The sequence below is a fragment of the Oceanispirochaeta crateris genome (genome assembly GCF_008329965.1).
GTDB classification, from domain to species: Bacteria; Spirochaetota; Spirochaetia; order DSM-2461; family DSM-2461; genus Oceanispirochaeta; species Oceanispirochaeta crateris.
This window is the reverse complement of sequence record NZ_CP036150.1, coordinates 3,181,727-3,198,784: the sequence shown is the minus strand read 5'-3', so window position 1 is coordinate 3,198,784 and position 17,058 is coordinate 3,181,727. Positions and strand designations below refer to the sequence as shown.

Annotated in this window: 17 protein-coding genes; 14 read left to right on the top strand and 3 right to left on the bottom strand. The window is 46.4% G+C overall.

Annotation, left to right across the window (positions count from 1 at the left end; translation table 11 throughout):
* Positions 1 to 157: 157 nt before the first annotated feature.
* Together mnmC2 and pyk are read left to right on the top strand one after the other, a co-directional pair.
* Positions 158 to 850: a tRNA (5-methylaminomethyl-2-thiouridine)(34)-methyltransferase MnmC2 gene (mnmC2, locus tag EXM22_RS14560; protein ID WP_168203532.1), complete on the top strand. Its 693-nt coding sequence runs from the start codon at positions 158 to 160 to the stop codon at positions 848 to 850.
* A 54-nt stretch (positions 851 to 904) separates the two neighbouring features.
* On the top strand, positions 905 to 2,320 hold the full coding sequence (gene pyk, locus EXM22_RS14555) for a pyruvate kinase (protein WP_149487217.1): 1,416 nt from the start codon (positions 905 to 907) through the stop codon (positions 2,318 to 2,320).
* 3 nt (positions 2,321 to 2,323) lie between these two features.
* On the opposite strand, the gene EXM22_RS14550 is transcribed toward pyk, so the two are convergent.
* Positions 2,324 to 3,541 carry an aminoacetone oxidase family FAD-binding enzyme gene (locus EXM22_RS14550; RefSeq protein ID WP_149487216.1) on the bottom strand — a complete coding sequence of 406 codons (1,218 nt, stop codon included), beginning with the start codon at positions 3,539 to 3,541 and terminating at the stop codon, positions 2,324 to 2,326.
* 15 nt (positions 3,542 to 3,556) lie between these two features.
* Positions 3,557 to 3,763, bottom strand: a complete 207-nt coding sequence (locus EXM22_RS14545) for a zinc ribbon domain-containing protein (protein WP_149487215.1) — start codon at positions 3,761 to 3,763, stop codon at positions 3,557 to 3,559.
* A 107-nt stretch (positions 3,764 to 3,870) separates the two neighbouring features.
* Between EXM22_RS14545 and EXM22_RS14540 the strand changes: the two genes are divergently transcribed.
* Genes EXM22_RS14540 through EXM22_RS14495 form a run of 10 tightly spaced genes read left to right on the top strand, consistent with a single transcriptional unit; the run spans position 3,871 to position 14,929 of the window.
* Positions 3,871 to 4,461: a YkgJ family cysteine cluster protein gene (locus EXM22_RS14540; RefSeq protein WP_168203531.1), complete on the top strand. Its 591-nt coding sequence runs from the start codon at positions 3,871 to 3,873 to the stop codon at positions 4,459 to 4,461.
* Positions 4,461 to 5,195 carry a selenium cofactor biosynthesis protein YqeC gene (gene yqeC, locus EXM22_RS14535; protein WP_168203530.1) on the top strand — a complete coding sequence of 245 codons (735 nt, stop codon included), beginning with the start codon at positions 4,461 to 4,463 and terminating at the stop codon, positions 5,193 to 5,195. The genes EXM22_RS14540 and yqeC overlap by 1 nt, the downstream gene beginning before the upstream one ends.
* A 36-nt stretch (positions 5,196 to 5,231) precedes the next feature.
* Positions 5,232 to 6,854 carry a selenium-dependent molybdenum cofactor biosynthesis protein YqeB gene (yqeB, locus tag EXM22_RS14530; protein WP_149487212.1) on the top strand — a complete coding sequence of 541 codons (1,623 nt, stop codon included), beginning with the start codon at positions 5,232 to 5,234 and terminating at the stop codon, positions 6,852 to 6,854.
* Positions 6,851 to 8,002 carry an aminotransferase class V-fold PLP-dependent enzyme gene (locus EXM22_RS14525; protein WP_149487211.1) on the top strand — a complete coding sequence of 384 codons (1,152 nt, stop codon included), beginning with the start codon at positions 6,851 to 6,853 and terminating at the stop codon, positions 8,000 to 8,002. The genes yqeB and EXM22_RS14525 overlap by 4 nt, the downstream gene beginning before the upstream one ends.
* A complete protein-coding gene (gene selD / locus EXM22_RS14520; RefSeq protein ID WP_149487210.1) occupies positions 7,981 to 9,021 on the top strand; it encodes a selenide, water dikinase SelD in 1,041 nt (346 codons plus the stop codon). Before EXM22_RS14525 ends, selD begins: the two co-directional genes overlap by 22 nt.
* A complete protein-coding gene (locus EXM22_RS14515; RefSeq protein WP_149487209.1) occupies positions 9,014 to 9,268 on the top strand; it encodes a putative Se/S carrier protein in 255 nt (84 codons plus the stop codon). Before selD ends, EXM22_RS14515 begins: the two co-directional genes overlap by 8 nt.
* A complete protein-coding gene (gene yedF, locus EXM22_RS14510) occupies positions 9,255 to 9,893 on the top strand; it encodes a sulfurtransferase-like selenium metabolism protein YedF (RefSeq protein WP_168203529.1) in 639 nt (212 codons plus the stop codon). The genes EXM22_RS14515 and yedF overlap by 14 nt, the downstream gene beginning before the upstream one ends.
* 4 nt (positions 9,894 to 9,897) lie before the next feature.
* The gene (locus EXM22_RS14505; protein WP_149487207.1) at positions 9,898 to 11,127 is read left to right on the top strand and encodes a metallophosphoesterase family protein; all 1,230 of its coding nucleotides are present in this window, start codon (positions 9,898 to 9,900) and stop codon (positions 11,125 to 11,127) included.
* Positions 11,124 to 14,189: an AAA family ATPase gene (locus tag EXM22_RS14500; RefSeq protein WP_149487206.1), complete on the top strand. Its 3,066-nt coding sequence runs from the start codon at positions 11,124 to 11,126 to the stop codon at positions 14,187 to 14,189. The genes EXM22_RS14505 and EXM22_RS14500 overlap by 4 nt, the downstream gene beginning before the upstream one ends.
* A gap of 2 nt (positions 14,190 to 14,191) precedes the next feature.
* The gene (locus EXM22_RS14495) at positions 14,192 to 14,929 is read left to right on the top strand and encodes an SGNH/GDSL hydrolase family protein (protein ID WP_149487205.1); all 738 of its coding nucleotides are present in this window, start codon (positions 14,192 to 14,194) and stop codon (positions 14,927 to 14,929) included.
* A 10-nt stretch (positions 14,930 to 14,939) separates the two neighbouring features.
* Here EXM22_RS14495 and EXM22_RS14490 read toward each other — a convergent pair whose 3' ends face one another.
* Positions 14,940 to 15,521 (bottom strand): cob(I)yrinic acid a,c-diamide adenosyltransferase, encoded by a 582-nt coding sequence (locus tag EXM22_RS14490; RefSeq protein WP_149487204.1) that lies wholly within the window; start codon positions 15,519 to 15,521, stop codon positions 14,940 to 14,942.
* An 87-nt stretch (positions 15,522 to 15,608) separates the two neighbouring features.
* On the opposite strand from EXM22_RS14490, the gene EXM22_RS14485 reads away from it, so the two are divergent.
* Both EXM22_RS14485 and EXM22_RS14480 read left to right on the top strand, forming a co-directional pair.
* Positions 15,609 to 16,334, top strand: coding sequence for a sensor histidine kinase (locus tag EXM22_RS14485; protein ID WP_149487203.1), 726 nt, complete (start codon positions 15,609 to 15,611; stop codon positions 16,332 to 16,334).
* Between the two features lie 82 nt (positions 16,335 to 16,416).
* A complete protein-coding gene (locus tag EXM22_RS14480; RefSeq protein WP_149487202.1) occupies positions 16,417 to 17,013 on the top strand; it encodes a hypothetical protein in 597 nt (198 codons plus the stop codon).
* The last annotated feature ends 45 nt before the right edge of the window (positions 17,014 to 17,058 follow it).

Genomic DNA, 17,058 nt, shown 5'->3' with positions numbered 1-17,058 from the left:
AAATCTCCTAAAAGGAATGAATACCCATGAGTATACACCAAACGGAAGGGGCCTTCTAGTACACGTGTACTTTTCGAAAAAGATATTACCAAGAAGTTTACTAAAATACAATTGCAGAGATAGGCATGAAAAGATTATTATAAAAGAGGAAATTCAGATGCAAAAGACTCAAATTAATTTGAATCCTCATTATCAGGACTGTTATTTTTCAGACACTGATGGCCAGGCAGAGGCTCATTACATCTTTATTGAGGGGAACGATCTGCCCCGCCGTCTCAATGAAGAAGAGGTTCTCCATATAGGTGAAACAGGATTCGGTACAGGCTTAAATCTACTATGCCTGATGAATTTTTTTTCTACTGCTGTTTCTAAAAAAATAAGTGTCAAATATTCAAGTTTGGAGAAATACCCTCTCTCTTCTGAGAGAATAAAAGAACTTTTGAGTCCCTTTGAGGACTCCTTGGGTTCAAATTTTGCTCTTTTTTTGTACTATTGGAAACCTTTTTATAACACCCTTACTCCTGGATGGAATCAATGTGCTTGGGATTTTCCAAAAGTTAAGGTTGAATTCAGCCTGTATGTAGGAGATGCCGGAGACTGGAGTCAACAGAAGAATCCCAAGCAAGTGGATGCCTGGTTTTTGGATGGACACAGTCCTGAAAAAAACCCTGATATCTGGGCGCCTTCGGTGATGCAGTCTGTATACGAGAAAACCGCTCTGGGAGGAACATTGGCCAGCTTCACGGCTTCGGGTGTTGTAAAACGCCCTTTGAGAGAGGCTGGATTCTTTATAAAAAGAAAAAAAGGATTCGGAACAAAAAGGCATATGATACAAGGTGTTAAGACATGAAAAATACAAAAACTCAGAATATGACTCTAAATTCAACCACAAATAGGAAAGAAAATGAAATCCAACAGAACTAAAATTGTCGCCACCATCGGAAAGCACAACGATCTGAAATTTATCAAGCAGCTTTACAAAGCCGGAGCAGGTATCTTCAGATTAAATACAGCCCATCAAACTCCCGATGAAACGGAACAAATCATCCTCCGGATTCGAGAAGTCTCCGAAAAGGCGGCCATACTCATAGATACAAAAGGTCCAGAGATCCGAACTGTCGATATTCCTGCTACCTTAGAAGTCAAAGAAGGAGAAGAGATCTTTATTGTTCCCAAGGGAACCGAAATGTCAGAACCTCACTTTTCCGTAAGCTATAATCATTTCTGCGAATCTATGAACAGGGGCACTGAAATTCTGATAGACGATGGCGACATGTCTCTCATTGTCATAGATATGAACGATGACCGCCTCCGCTGTATCGCCAACAATTCCGGTAAGATCCAGAATAAAAAAAGCGTCAATGTTCCAGATATCCCCATTGCTCTTCCATCACTGTCAAAAAAAGATGAAGAGTACATTCATTTTGCCGCCAAGATCGCTGTGGATTTCATTGCCCACTCCTTTGTCCGTAACAAGGAAGATCTCATTGCGGTTCAGAAAATTCTGGATAAATACAACAGCCCTATCCGCCTGATTGCCAAAATTGAAAACACAGAAGGCATCGAAAATATCAACGAGATACTGGATCACTGCCATGGTGTCATGATCGCCAGAGGGGATCTGGGAATAGAACTTCCTGCTGAAGAGGTTCCTCTCGTTCAGAAAAGAATCATAAGGAAGTGCATCAAGAGGAGCAAGATTTCGATCACGGCAACCCAGATGCTCCATTCCATGATTCAGAATCCCCGCCCTACCAGAGCCGAGGTCAGCGATGTGGCTAACGCTGTCATGGATGGAACGGATGCTTTGATGCTCTCAGGAGAAACTGCCTACGGAAATTATGCTTTAGAAGCGGTGAAAACCATGTCCAATATTGCCAGTGCCAGCGAAATACAAAGAAAGAACAAGGACCGGCGGAAGAACCAGCTTAAATTCAATCCTGTTCGACTGCAAATGATTGCATCAGCCGAGGAAACCTCCCGAAAACTGGGGGCCAAAGCCATTATAGTCCAAACAGACACAGGCCGTTCAGCCTGCATCCTATCTTCCTTCCGGGGAAAAACGCCCATCCTGGCACTCTCACCGAATCCCACTGTCGTCAGACAGTTGGCAATGAGTTACGGAGTGAGTCCATTCCTGTTAAAATCTCAGAAGACATTGGATGAAATGGTCCATGAATCGGTTAAAACAGTGTTAGATGCAGGAATCATTGGGAACAGTGACATGGTCGTTCTTGTCGGTTCTTCTCCTAACCGGGGATCTGTTACAAACTTTATAGAAGTAGGAGAAGCCTCACATTTCCTCGGCGGAAGAGAATAATCCTTAAAGAGTAGAATGAATGCTCTTTACCGCCAGGGTAGCCGATGAGAAGGCAAACTGGAGGTTATACCCTCCGGTTTCGCCATCCACATCCAGGACTTCACCGGCAAAATACAGGCCGGGACATAGGCGGGACTCCAGTGTTCCCTGTTTTACCTCTTTCAGGGAAACGCCCCCGGCAGTGACCATAGCCTGATTAAATCCACCCTTGGCGGCAATGATATAAGGATCCTTTGTCAGAGTATCCAACCAGGAAATTCGCTCTGTGCGGCTCAGCTGAGACAGATTCTTCTCTATATCAATACCGCTCCGCTTTAGAAGTTGGACGGTTAATCCTTCAGTCAGCCCCTTAAAAGAAAGGCCACGACGTACTTTTTTCTTCCCTGAAACCCTGATCCTTTCAAGTAGATCCTTCTCAAGATCCTCCCGGTCCAACCCGGGAACCCAGCAAATCTGAAGCCGGTCTCCCCCGTCCATCAGCCGGCTGTTGTTCAAAATAACCGGCCCTGAAAATCCCTTATGGGTGACCAACAGATCACCTTCGACAGAACTGACTTTACGGTTGTTCCGGAAGAGATCCAAAGACACTGATAGAGCCGTACCGGAACAAGAGCTAAGGGGAAATGGATTTATAAAAACCGGTGTTAATGCCGGGCGTGGGGTGACAATCCTATGGCCTAAGAGACGGGGCAGATTGAAGGCCTCCCCTGTTGAACCAGTACTTGGATAAGACTGACCTCCACTGGCTAGAAGAATGTTTTTTGACCGATAGTCCTCCGAATCTGTCTTCAGAATGAAGAGATTTTCCTCTTTTTGAAGGGAGCGTACTGTTTGATTCCAACAGATCTGTCCTCCCCCCCGGCAGAGCCGAAGCAAAAGATCCCGGACATCCCGGCTTTTTCGACTGACCGGGAAGATTTTTCCATCTCCCCGGTCTTCGCAGGGGAGGCCCTGCTGCTCAAAATATAAAACAAGAGCACTGTTATCCAGTTCAAATAAAGAGGGTTTTACAAACTGCAAGGCCACACCGTATTTTTCGGGAAAATCCCGAATAGATCCGCCTTGTGTGAGATTACACTGCCCAGAGCCACTGGCTAGGAGCTTTAAGCCGCACTCTTTCATGCTTTCTATGATGCAGAAATTTAGTCCGGCTTCTGCCGCACGGGCTCCGGCAAAGAGTCCAGCAGCACCGCCGCCAATGATGACAAGATCAAAAACCATAAAACCACCTGTTCCCTAATTTGTAAAAAAGTCAAAGAGATTGCCCAGGGCACTGGATTCAGCCTTATACAATTCTGTAAAGCGGCAGCGGCTGCAGGAGACAGTCGTAAATTTCTTATTTTGGACATCAAAAATTTTAGAGAAAGCCCCGCCGGTTGCCGCAAATTGATCCGTTTCATAACTGTTATTGCCACATTTGGGACATCGCCAATTACTTTCCATACCAGACTCCTTGAAGAAAGACTTTTTGATTTAATTCTATTTTAGTATAGTGATAGTATGATCATGATGAAAGTCATCCAAAAATCAAGATTTTATAGACTATGCAAATGGACGCAGTAACGCCGAAAATCCACTTTGACTGTACCCTTTGCGGAGAGTGCTGCTGTGGTTCAATGAAAGTCTTTTTGAATAGTTACGATCTCTTCAAGATGGCGTCGTTTTTAAAAATGAATCACAGTGATGAACTTTTCAAAAGACATTTTGTCATTTTAGACCAGGGTCAGAATACCCTAAATCTTCCCAGAATCCGGTTCAAAACCAAGCCCTTCCCCTTCTGCCCTCATCTGATAAACGACCTTCAGGAGGATCTTGGCTTAAGAGGGCTGTGTTCACTCCACAAAGAACACAAGCCTCTGATCTGCCAGTTGGCTCCCTTCAGCCGGAAGCTTGACCTGAAAACCGGTGAAGATGAATTTACCTATACCCTGCCTCACCCGGGTTGCCCTGGGTCTTCGGGAATCCGGGTACTGAATATTGAAGAGGAAAAAGCATCTCTGGCAAAAGAACTGGATTTTGAAAAAAGATATTACACCCTCCTCTCACAGAATGAAGAGGATTCCCAATTCCTCTGGTCTTTTCCACTGACCCAGACATTTGAGAACCTTTTAACAGCATGGGAAAAGGGATTGAAACCGTGATGAAAAACCAAAGTTTGTCAAAAGCCATGAATCTGCAAATGGGAGATCGTTTGGCCCTGGTCGGAGGGGGAGGGAAAACCAGCATTCTCTACACCTTGGCTAAAGAAAACATTTACTCTAGAGGACTTTATACGACAAGCACAAAGATGTATGACCCTTCTTCGGGGACACATCCTTTTCACCGTCTCCTGTTAAACTGGCAGGAGGAGGACTGCCCTCTACCCCTGCAGAAGATTGAAAGCTGTTTTATTGCATCAGGGAGAATGAAAGGAACGAAACCCAAGGTTATCGGCTTGTCGAACAACAGGATAAACAACTGGAAAAGTACAGAAGCCTGGCCTATTCTAGTCATAGAAGCAGATGGTGCCGCAGGAAGACCCGTCAAAGCGCCCAATGAGGGAGAACCAGTCATTCCCGAGAGAATCAACAGGGTGATCGGATGCATCGGTTTGGATGCCCTGGGAAAGAAAATTGAGCCCCCCTGGGTGCATCGTCCCGAACTGTTCAGAGAAAGATTTTGCAGGACCGGTCAACAAATGATAGATCCTGAAATACTGATGGAACTGATCAGACATCCCGAAGGCCTTTTCAAGAATTCTCCTGTGGATTCCACTAAGACGGTCATTTTTAATAAACTGGATTGTCTGGATTCACCATTTGAAATAGAAAAGATGCTCGAGGATTTCAAAAGAGATTGTCCCTCTCACCAATTCCTGGCATTGTCTTTGATTTGAACCGATTATCCGAAACTACCGGAACAAGGAGCCGCCATGTCCCTATTTAACAAAGCTGCTGAGCTTGAAAAACAGAATAAAGCCTTTGCCCTCATTACCATTACAGGCTCTGATGGTTCGGCTCCCAGAAATTCTGGGCGAATGATCCTCCTCCCTGACGGAACAATTTTTGGAACCATTGGCGGGGGCCCTGCAGAAAGACTCGTCATGAAAGAGGGATTGAAATGTCTGAAAGAAGGTGTATCCCGATCGGTCAGCTACAGACTGGACAGTGGGAATTCTGCCAATAGCATCGATATGGTCTGCGGTGGGAATATGGAATTTTTCATTGAAGTATTCCAACCCAGACCAGCCCTTTTTCTGGCGGGAGGCGGCCATGTAAATCTGGCTCTGGCAGAGCTGGCAGAAAAACTGAACTATCCCTATGTGGTAGCCGACACCCGCCCAGGCATTGCCTCGAAAGATCGGTTTCCCGAAGCCCTTGGTCATATCTGTGAACCCGACTCCCCTTCTTTATTTGCCACCGCGTCTGCCAGAGGCTTGATAGGCAAGGAAACTTCTTTAATCATTGCGACTCACAATCATGATGACTCCGCCTTAGAAGCAGCCCTCAAAACAGAGAGTTCCTACATTGGTATGCTGGGGAGTAAACGTAAGGTTCATCTATTCATGAATAAGATGAAGGACTTGGGGTTTTCTGAAAAGGATCTGGCCCGGGTGTATTCTCCCATCGGCCTGGACCTTGGTGCGGAAACTCCCCATGAAATAGCCGTCAGTATTCTGGCAGAAATCATGAAACTCCGCACAAACAGCAGCGGGCAATCACTCAAGCGTCTCTCTATGAATGAACCGCCTCTGGTTATCGTGAGAGGAGCAGGCGATATCGCCAGTGGAGTCATCTGCCGGCTGAAAAATAGCGGATTCAGGGTTGTTGCCCTTGAAACAGAAGAACCGACTGTGATCCGCCGCACCGTCTCTTTTGCCGATGCCCTCCGTTTTAAGTCTGCCACTGTTGAAGGAATACAAGCCGTCAGAGTGGACAATGAAGACGACCTGAAAAGAATCATTTCTGATCAGAAGATACCCTTGCTCTGCGACCCTCACGGTCTCTGGATTGAGAAACTAAAACCCCTTTGTGTTGTGGATGCGATTTTGGCCAAGAGGAACCTGGGAACCCGAATAGACATGGCCCCGGTTGTCATAGCCCTTGGCCCGGGATTTACCGCTGGCAAAGATGTGCATTGCGTGATCGAAACAATGAGAGGACACAGTTTGGGTCAGGTTATCCTAGAGGGAGATCCGCTCCCCAACACGGGCATCCCCGGTACCATCGGAGGATATACTTCAGAGAGGGTGATCAAGGCACCCGCAGAAGGTGTTATTGATGTTCTTTGTGACATAGAAAGCATCGTTAAAAAAGGAGAAGTCCTGGCTAGGATAGGGGAAACAGAGGTGCTCTCCCCCCTGGATGGTGTCGTCAGGGGTATGATTGCACCGGGTACCCGGGTTAAAAAAGGTTTAAAAATGGCCGATGTAGACCCCCGGGGAGAAGTCTCCTACTGCCGTCAGGTTTCTGATAAAGCCCGTGCCGTGGCTGGAGGTGTCCTAGAAGCACTGTTGCAGCTCTCCCCGGGGATATTGAAAGGCACAGAAACATGATTTATCTGGATAACGCCGCCACGAGCTGGCCCAAAGCTCCCGGGCTGGCAGCGGCACTGGCAGAAGCAGTAGAGACTCCTATGGGGAATCCCGGCCGGAGTTCTCATGAAGCGGGCATCAGCGCCGACAGGATACTCTTTGAACTCAGAGAGACCATGGCAGAGCTCTTGAAGGTCAATGACAGCAGCACTATCATTTTCAACTCAGGGGCCACCGAATCCCTGAATACTGTTTTATCGGGATTCCTGAAACCGGGGATGAAGGTACTGACGAGCTCCATGGAGCACAATAGTGTAATGCGCCCTCTGATGCACCTTCAAGACCAGAGAAATCTACAGTTGAGGCGTTTCCCATCGGATTCTCTTAGCGGTTATCCTGACTTGAAACAGTTTTCAAAAGAGCTGCAGGATCATCCCGACCTGGTGGTTGTTACCGCAGCGTCTAATGTGAATGGTGTGATTTTCCCCATCGAAGAGATGGCGCATCTGACAAGAAAAGCGGGAGTACCCCTTTGTGTAGATGCCGCTCAGGGTGGTGGCGAGATCCCCTTATATCCTGAAAGATGGGGAATCGATTTCCTTTGTTTTGCCGGGCATAAGGGTCTTTTGGGTCCTGGAGGAACAGGGGGCTTCTATATTAAAGACTATCAATGCATCGATCCCCTGATTAGGGGAGGAACAGGCAGCCGTTCCAAAGAAGAAGAACAGCCAGAAACCATACCGGATAAATTTGAAAGCGGTACTCCCAACATCCCGGGATTGGCCGGACTTCTCCACAGTCTGAAATTTCTCCTTCATTCTGAAGAAATCCGTACTGAGGCTGAGTTAAAAACTCTCAAGTTTATTGAAGACCTCAGAGAACTGGATGGCTTCCGTCTCATTGGCAGGCCATCAGGGCCAGGTTTTACAAGGGTCATTTCCCTTCTGCCAACCTTGGGCACTCTCACAGAATTGACGGCCTATTTAAACAGCAAAAATATTGCTGTTCGTTCCGGCCTGCAATGTGCACCTTCGGCTCACAAAACACTCATGACATTTCACTCAGGGGGAACCTTGCGTCTCTCTCCCGGCCTTTTTACCACGAATGAAGAACTCGATGAAACAATATTGACACTGAAGGAGTACATATGGCAAATCCAGAAAAACTAAGCGGATATTCCCGATTTTCAGGTTGCGGGGCCAAACTGGGGCCGGCCTTGTTGGATAAGGCTCTCTGCGGCCTGGCCCAGCCAAGCCGACCCGAGGTTCTGGCTGATTTCGCAGGAAGCGAAGATGCAGGTGTTTACAAAATCAACGAAGAAACTGCCCTGGTGCAGACCATCGATTTTTTCCCGCCCATCGTGGATGACTCCCGTTTATTCGGTGAAATCGCCGCGGCCAACGCCCTCTCGGATATTTACGCCATGGGTGGTCGTCCCGTCACGGCGGTCAATGTTCTCTGCTATCCCGATGAAGACTTGCCCTTAGAATATTTGAGGCAGATTATGGAAGGGGCACTCTCCAAGCTGACAGAAGCGGACACAGCCCTCCTAGGTGGTCACAGCGTGAGCGACAGGGAACTCAAATTCGGATTTTCTGTGAATGGTTTAATCCATCCCGATAAGATTATCCGCAATAACACCCCGAAAGAGGGAGACCTACTGATTTTGACAAAACCCCTGGGAACGGGAACTATTAACACGGCAATGAAGGCAGAAATGTCTACTCCAGAGGCAGTCAGAGCCTCCGAAGAGAGTATGCGGATGCTCAACAAAAAAGCCTCTGAATTCATGCTCCGCCGAAATGTCTCAGCCTGCACCGATGTCACCGGCTTCGGCTTGGCCGGACATGCTGCCGAAATGGCCTTGGAAAGCGGTATGGATCTGCATATTTCCATTTCCGGCCTGCCTCTCCTTCCGGAAGCCATGGACTATATTTCCATGGGACTCGTACCCGAAGGAACCTATAGAAATAAGGAGTTTCGATTATCGAGGATCAAAAACCCCAAAGACGTTCCACCCGAAATGCTGGATCTGCTCTTTGATCCTCAAACATCAGGAGGACTTCTCGTAGCCTTACCTGAAAAATCAGGCCTTGAATTTCTCAAGGAGTGCCAAGAAGAAGGCATGAAGGCTTCAATCATAGGAAGGGTAGAAAAAGGTTCTGATAGGATTATACTGAATGCATGACTTTTTATTCACCTTCGAGACCACTCACCAGGCTCTGAAGGGGGAAAAATATCTAAAAAGCCTCAGTTATAAGGTAAAATTGATTCCCACCCCTTTTGAAATATTTGCCGAATGCGGTTTTAGCCTGGCTGTGCAACTGGGAGAAGAGGGATTGGAAAAAGTGAAAAATGATAAAAACTGGCTCCATGCCGATTGTTATCTCATTATTCAGGAAAGTGGAGGAAAGAAACATTATGAAAGAGTATAAACTGGATGCCCGGGGACTGGCCTGTCCCAAACCGCTATTGAGGACGAAGCAGGTCATCAGTGATCAGGTATTCGACAGCCTGACTGTGCTGGTCAGTAACGAAGCCGCCAGAGAAAATGTCCTTCGTTTTCTCAATCACATCGGCTTTCAGGATATCTCCTGGAAGGCTGGAGAGGCAGAGGGTGAGTTCTCCATAAGTTCAAAACCGGGTGAGAAATCACTTCCAGAAAAAACCAACCCAGAAAGCAGAGGAACCACAATCCCCGAGAGAAACCCTGAACCGGCTTCCGGAAAAACAGTTCTCATTGCCAGTACAAGAATCGGATTGGGTGATGATGATCTGGGACGCCTTTTAATGAAAGGCTACATCTATACCCTCACCCAGTTGGAAACACCTCCCTCTTGCCTGATTTTCATGAACGCAGGAGTCACTCTGGCTCTGGATGACTCAGAGAGTCTGGAGGATATAAAGATACTTGAAGGCAAAGGTGTTCATGTTCTGGTATGCGGAACATGTCTGGATTTTCTAAAGGTAGGAGATCGATTACAGACCGGCCAAATTTCCAACATGTACGAGATTGCGGAAAAACTGCATGCCCCTGCGGGAGTTTTGACCTTAACATAAACCCATGAAAATTCTACACACATCAGACTGGCACCTCGGAAAAAAACTAGGGAACTGGTCACGCCTGGAAGAACAGAAAGAGATTCTGGATGAAATCATAGAGATCTGCCGGATAGAAGAACCCGACCTGATTCTCCTTTCGGGAGATCTATATGACAGTTGGAATCCGCCCCACGAAGCCATAGAACTCCTCTACCGCAGCCTCCACAGGATGACGGGAGGAGGCAAAAGGATCATCCTGGCCCTGGCTGGAAACCACGACGCTCCCGAACATGTGGAGGCTCCCGATGCTCTGGCCAGGGAGTGCGGTATTTTCTTCATGGGATATCCTGAGAGCCAACCTGAAGACATAAGCTTAGATTCGGGACTCTCTGCCTCCTTTCCCGATCCTGGAATGGTCCTCTTCAAGGGATTGCCGGGAGTCAGGGAAGAAGTGAGAATCATCTGTACTCCCTATGCCAGCGAAACGAGGATGAGACGCTACCTCGATGTGGAAAACAAAGAAGACGCCCTGAGAACCGTGCTGACCAAGCGCTGGAAAAATCTGGCAACAAAATATTTTAATGACCAGGGAATCAACCTGATGGCAGCCCACCTCTTTATGGGCAGCCGCTCAGAACTTCTGGCAGAAGAAGAACCCGAAGGTGAAAAGTCCATACTGCATCCCGGAGGTCTTGAGCAGATTTATACCGAATCTCTCCCCGGAGAATGTCAGTACATGGCACTGGGCCATCTCCACAGAGGGTTTCCTGTGGCAAGCTCCCCTGTCCCGGCGGTGTATTCCGGCAGTCCCGGAGCCTACAGTCTGAGTGAAAAATCAGAAGGCAAATCTGTGGTTCTCATCACTGTCCAGCCCGGCGGAAAAGCAAAGTACCGATTTCATCCTCTACAAAGTCCATGGCCCTTGTACCGCAAAACCTTCAGTAGTGCCGATGAGGCCGTAACCTGGCTTCAGGAACATCCACGGGGTTATGTTGAAATAACAATGAAAACAGAAGAATACCTCAGGGGAGCTGAAAAACAAAAGATCCTCCAAAGCCATGAGCGGATTCTTGCGATTATCCCCGAATTGAAAAACAAAGGAGGGGAAGAAATTTTCAAAAAGAGGAACTTTTCCGGAAAGTCCATAAGAGAAGTTTTTGATGAATACTACCGCAGCAGCCGACAAAACACCCCCCCGGGAGAGGAACTGATGAACCTCCTTGATGAAATTCTCAGTGGACAAGACTCATGATTCCATTGAAACTCACTCTAGAAGGTGTTTATTCCTACAGAACCCGGCAGATCATTGACTTTCAGACCCTCAGTGAAGCAGGGCTGTTCGGAGTATTTGGCTCTGTTGGAAGTGGGAAATCAGCCATATTAGAATCCATGACCTACGCACTGTACGGTCAAATCGAAAGACTCAATGAGAAGGAACAAAGAGGCTACAATATCATGAACCTCCAGTCCTCCTCTCTCTATATAGACTTTGAGTTTAACCATAACAATGAAGTCTACCGCTTTACAGTGACCGCAAAGAGACATAAAAAAGACTTCAATAAAGTCCAGAGTCCCGAACGCTCAGGGTATATTAAAAAAGACTCTCAATGGGTCCCCCTACCAGACGAAGGAATCCGGGGAGGAATCTCCGCTGAAGCAGTCATGGGTCTCAGTTATGAACACTTCAGAAAAACGGTGATCATTCCCCAGGGCAAATTTCAGGAATTCATCATGCTCCCCCCCTCGGGTAGAACTGGTATGATTGAAACACTCTTTGGGCTGGAACGATTCAATCTCTCATCCAAAACCTCTGTTTTGCTGGCCCGATGCCGCGAGGAATGCTCCTTTTTAGAAGGAAAACTGGATGATCTTCAGGGCCTGTCTCCTGAAAATTTAGAAACAATGGATCAGGAATTAGACCTCCTCAATGAAGTGATCATCCAAAAAACTTCGGACAGAAAGAAACAGGCAGATCAATTGAAGGAATTGGAAGAAATCTTAAGCCTGAAACAGGAACTCTCAGAGATTGAAAAGGATCTACTTGAAATGGAATCCCGCAGGGATGAGATCCGCCGGAAAGAAGAGGAGCTTGTACAATTCCGCCGTCTGGACAGACTCTTTTCTCAAGACCTGACCCGCCAAAAAGAGTTGACCCGCCAGAACCAGGAAATCCTTCAGAAAAAAGAGGATTTGACCTCAGAGATATCATCCGCCGAACAGTCTCTGAAAAAACAGGAAGCCTACTGGCAGAGACTACTGAAAGATCAGGAACAATATGGAGACCTGATCAAAACCAGGGACTCTCTTGAATCCGCAGTGAAGTACAAAGAGATGCAGGAGCTAAAAGAGCGATCAGTCTTAGTTTTGAAAGAACTGGAACAATCCATGAAAGGATTGGAATCAGAACATAATGAAATGATACTGCATCTGGAAAATTTGGATCAGGAAATTGTGTCCATCGAAGAAAAAGTTGAGACAGGAGAGCAAATCAAGCCACTTCAGGACTGGTACAGCCGCTCTTCCTTTCTAAAAGAGCGCCTCCTTAATCAGAATGAAAACATCAAAGAAACACAGGAACAGAAGAGAAGCTCTCTGTCCCGACTAAAAGAGCTTATTCCTGATGTGAGGATTCAACCCGAAGATACAGCTTCGATCCTCAAGGAAAAACTGATGGAGGTCTTACAAAAAGAAGCGGATGAACTGGAAAAAAAACGAAACTCTCTAGAAGAGCGAAAGGGCCGTCAATACCATCTGAAACTCCTTGCGGAAATGGCAGAGTCCCTACAGGAAGGTAAGCCCTGCCCTCTTTGCGGAGCCACTCATCATCCTGAAGTGATTTCCACAGCCCAAGAAGCAAGCATTGATGAGGCAGAAGAGGTCTTAAGGGTCTCACAGAACGAGGTGCAGACAAAGAAGGAAGGTATCCTTGAGGTCTTAAACCGCCTGGAACACCTGGAATCCGAAGAAGAAAAACAACAGGCTCTCCTCAAAAATATGAAAGCAGAGAAAATGACACTCAATAATGAGTTCATTTGGAAAGACTATGACCGGGATAACAAGGATCAATTATTACAGTTGGAAAAAGACCTTGCTGCCAGCAAGAATAGATTAAAGGATCTTCGAAAGAAGCGCAGGGCTCTGGAACAAAAAACAAGAGAATCAGGAAGTAAGCTACACAACAGAGAAAATGAAAAGACTAAAATTCACGCCGAGCTGAAGAGCATAACCCTTCAAATGAGAACTCTGGAGAGCAAAATTATCCCTGAACATAGACAGGAGCTCCCATCGGGTCAACTGGAAGATCTGAATACAAGACTTGAAGACCTCAACCGGGATTATCAGAGCCTTAAATCGTCTAGAAGAGCGAAAGAAGAGGAGTTACAGATCCTCAGGAATGAGAAATATTCTCTGGAAATATCCTTGCAGAACAACAGAAAAGAAAAATCCCTTCTAGAACAAAGCATTGCAGAAAAAATGCAATCTGAAGAGTCTCCCAGCCTGGAAAGAATTGAAAAGATACTCTCACAGCCTCCGGATGATGAGAAGGAAAGAAAGATCATTGAAACCTATTACAATGCAGTGCAGCTCCTGGGAGAAAAAAAGAAAAAGATCACAGTAGCCTTGCAGGGGAAAAATGAGATTCAGGCGGACCCTCTGGAATTGAAAAACAGCCTAAATGAATTAGAGTTCTCAATTCTGCAGGATCAACGCAGGGTGGGAGCCCTAAAAACACAAAGAGAGGACCTGAAGATAAAGCTCGATCAGAAAAGGACCCTCGCTCTCTCCCTGGAAAAACAGAAAATCCGCCTCGATAATCTCAAGGAGATGGCCTCTTTGTTCAAGGGAAGAAAGTTTGTGGAATTCATTGCAGCCGTCTACCTCAACGAACTCTGTCAGTTGGCAAACATTCGATTCTCTTCAATGAGCAACAGAAGCCTGGAACTGGTTTTTCAGGATAATCAAATTCTGGTCAGAGACTTTCTAAACGAAGGCAGGCTCAGGCATATTAAAACACTCTCGGGAGGGCAGACCTTTCAGGCAGCTCTCTGCCTGGCACTGGCTCTGGCCGAACAAACCGGCCGCGGCAAGGGAAGCTTCTTTTTTCTGGATGAAGGATTTGGCTCCCTGGACAGCGCCTCCCTGGAGACAGTGATGGCTTCATTACGCCAATTGAGCAGGGAAGGGCGAATTATTGGACTGATATCCCACGTAGAAGACCTGCAGCAGGATCTGGATGTATGGCTCAGAGTCAGCCGGGATGATGAACTGGGAAGCCGGATACAGAGTAGCTGGAAAAGAAAGGAGGAGGCCTGACCATGGCGCAGTATTTATTTCTGGGAGACAGTCTGACAGCAGGAAATCTGGGTTGTAGTTTTGTGGAAGTTCTAAAAAAAGAACCCCAGATGGCAGAACACTCACTCATCAATGCCGGTGTTAATGGATTTACAATGGAAGGGATTCGTCTGAAAATGGCGGCTACTCTAAAAGAAAGCTCACAGCCTGAAAAGATGATCCTCGGGGGAGGAGCAAACGACATTCTCCTCCCCTATATGCAATCCATGGGACCGGAGTGGGACCCCTTCATAAGAAAACTAAAGCGCCATGGCTCTGTCCCGGCAGACAATGCCCAGGCCTTCAGGGAAACTGTTAAAATGACTCTCTCCAAGGCCTTCGATATGAAGATCCCCGAAATTCTTTTCTGCACAATTCCCTGCCTTGGTGAAGATCTATCCTCATCACTCAACCGACAAAGACAGGAGTATAACCGCATCATTAAGGAATGCTGTAATCATTTTAATGGAGCCATCTTTGACTGTCGTTGTCTGGATTGGGGCCTTATATTCGAAAATGAGCTGAGGCCCTCACAACCGGGGTCATCCTACCTGTTCCGAACTCCCGAAGATCTGGGCAAGGACAGCCAACGTCTTGAAACAGAGGGGGAAGAAGTCCTTTGCCAGGAGCGAAATCTGATGTTGACCATAGATGGGGCACATCTGAATAGTGCAGGAGCCCGTCTGGCGGCTCAGACCATGCTTCCCGAACTGTTGTCATAATTGTAAAGAATCAGTCTACGACTTGTTCCCAGTACCGGGCCGAAACAAAAAGTAGATCCGAAAGTCTGTTCAAATACACCTGGCCTGGAATGAGATGAGTCATCACACCATTCCTGATCAGACTGACAATCTGGCGCTCACAACGGCGACAGACCGTCCTGGACACATCAATCCAGGCGGAATAAATGGTTTCTCCCGGATGGATAAACTCTCTTGGAAAATGAGTGATTTCCATCATCTTCTTTTGAAACTCTTCTAAATAGACCGTCTCTTTTTCGCCCAGGGCAGTGTTTCTGAGTTTGCTTCTATTATCAGGATCTGCCACCATCCCCCCCAGAATGATTAAATCTGCCTGGATTTTTTCAATAAGGGCCAACCACTTTACCTTTCGAATGTCATCGTTTGACAGTGGCCCGAACTGGCGTAACCCCGCCTTTACAACTCCTAAAGAACTTGAGAATTCATCCAAGTCTCCCAGAAGATAAAAGAGAGGGTCATCTTTACGTCGCCGCTCTCCATTAAAGAGTGAAGTGTCACCACTGTCCCCGCCCCGGGTCGTGATCTGGTCAAAGTCTAATTTATTCTTTCTCATCCTGATGAGTATGGTTCTTAGAAAACTGATTTTCAAGAATAAATGGATGTGTCGGAACGATCAATTTAGCCCTTAGAGTAACTTTTAATGAAAAAAAAATATAACTTAATTGCAAAAGATCTCCCCCGTGATAAGATAGTGAAAAAAATATCGAGCAATACAGACATGAGCCGAAACCTTGTTGAATATGCCATCAGTGAATCTAAGACTCTGACAGTTAAAACTGTCTCATACCTTTCCAGAGAACGAGACTACATTGACCGTGTTCTCAAACAATATCTGGATGAAATTGAAAAACCATTTTTAGTAAATCAGGTAGCCTATTGCCTACATGAACTGGCAGGAAATGCCAATAGAGCCAATGCAAAGCGCGTATATTTTAAAGAACAAGGTTTGGACATTCACTGTCCCGGAGACTACACCACCGGGATCTCTACGTTTAGACAGGACACCTTCAGCCAAATTGAAAGGTTTCATACTAAACAAAAGGCAGCCGGTCTTTACATCAAGATTGATTTTCAATTGAAGGATGAAACCCTTCGCATCAGAGTCAGGAATAACACACCTCTTACGGAAGAAGAAAAAACACGTATCCATAAGAAATTTGAAACGATGAAAAACTACAGTAGCATACCCGAAGCCTATGAAGCACTGGAAGACTACAGTGAAGGAGCCGGTTTGGGCCTCGTCATGATCCTACAGCTTTTGAATAACCTCGGCTTTGGAGACGACGCTCTGAATGTGGACACAAACGGAAAGGAAACCATCGCCACTCTCTTCTTAAAGGCAGGGAATGAACTCTACAAGGACTGATTCGTGAACTTTCATAACATTATCGGTCTCGGGATGTTATAATAGATTAAATCCAAAACCCCATTTTTTACCGGAGTAACCCATGTCTATGATCGATGATTACATGTCTATTGATATTTCAACTCTTCGAAAGGAAGCAGAAGAACGGCTTCAGTGGAGTTATGCTCATGGGCATATCAGCATTGAATCTCTGGAAAACCGTCTTAAAAATCTATATGAAACGGAAGAGAAGAGCAAAATCATCTCCCTTGTAGAAGACCTCCCTACCCCGGAAAGTTCCGGAAACAAAGAGAAGGATGATGAAAAAGGCAGCAGGTATCATAGCGGGACCGGCAAGAAAAAAGAGAACTATTTCTCTCTTATGGGTAGTAACTTAAGAACAGGAATCTGGAATGTTCCTGAAAAACTGGAAGTTTGTGCCCTCTTGGGAAGCCAGATTCTAGATTTCAGAGAAGCCCGGTTCCCCCGCAAGACGGTCAGGATTCAGGCCTGTGCCGTCATGGGCAGTATAGAATTGAAATTTCCCCCTGGAGTACAGGTCAACACTACTGGCCTCCCCTTCATGGGTGCCATTGAAAACCGGGTTGAATCTGATCCATCGGGCCCCCGCATAGAGGTGGAGGGTTTTGCTCTGATGGGCAGTATTTCATCCACCAGTCTCCTCAAAAAAGATGATTAGGGTAAGATGCATTTTGGCTTCTTACCCTTATCAGCTCACATGATT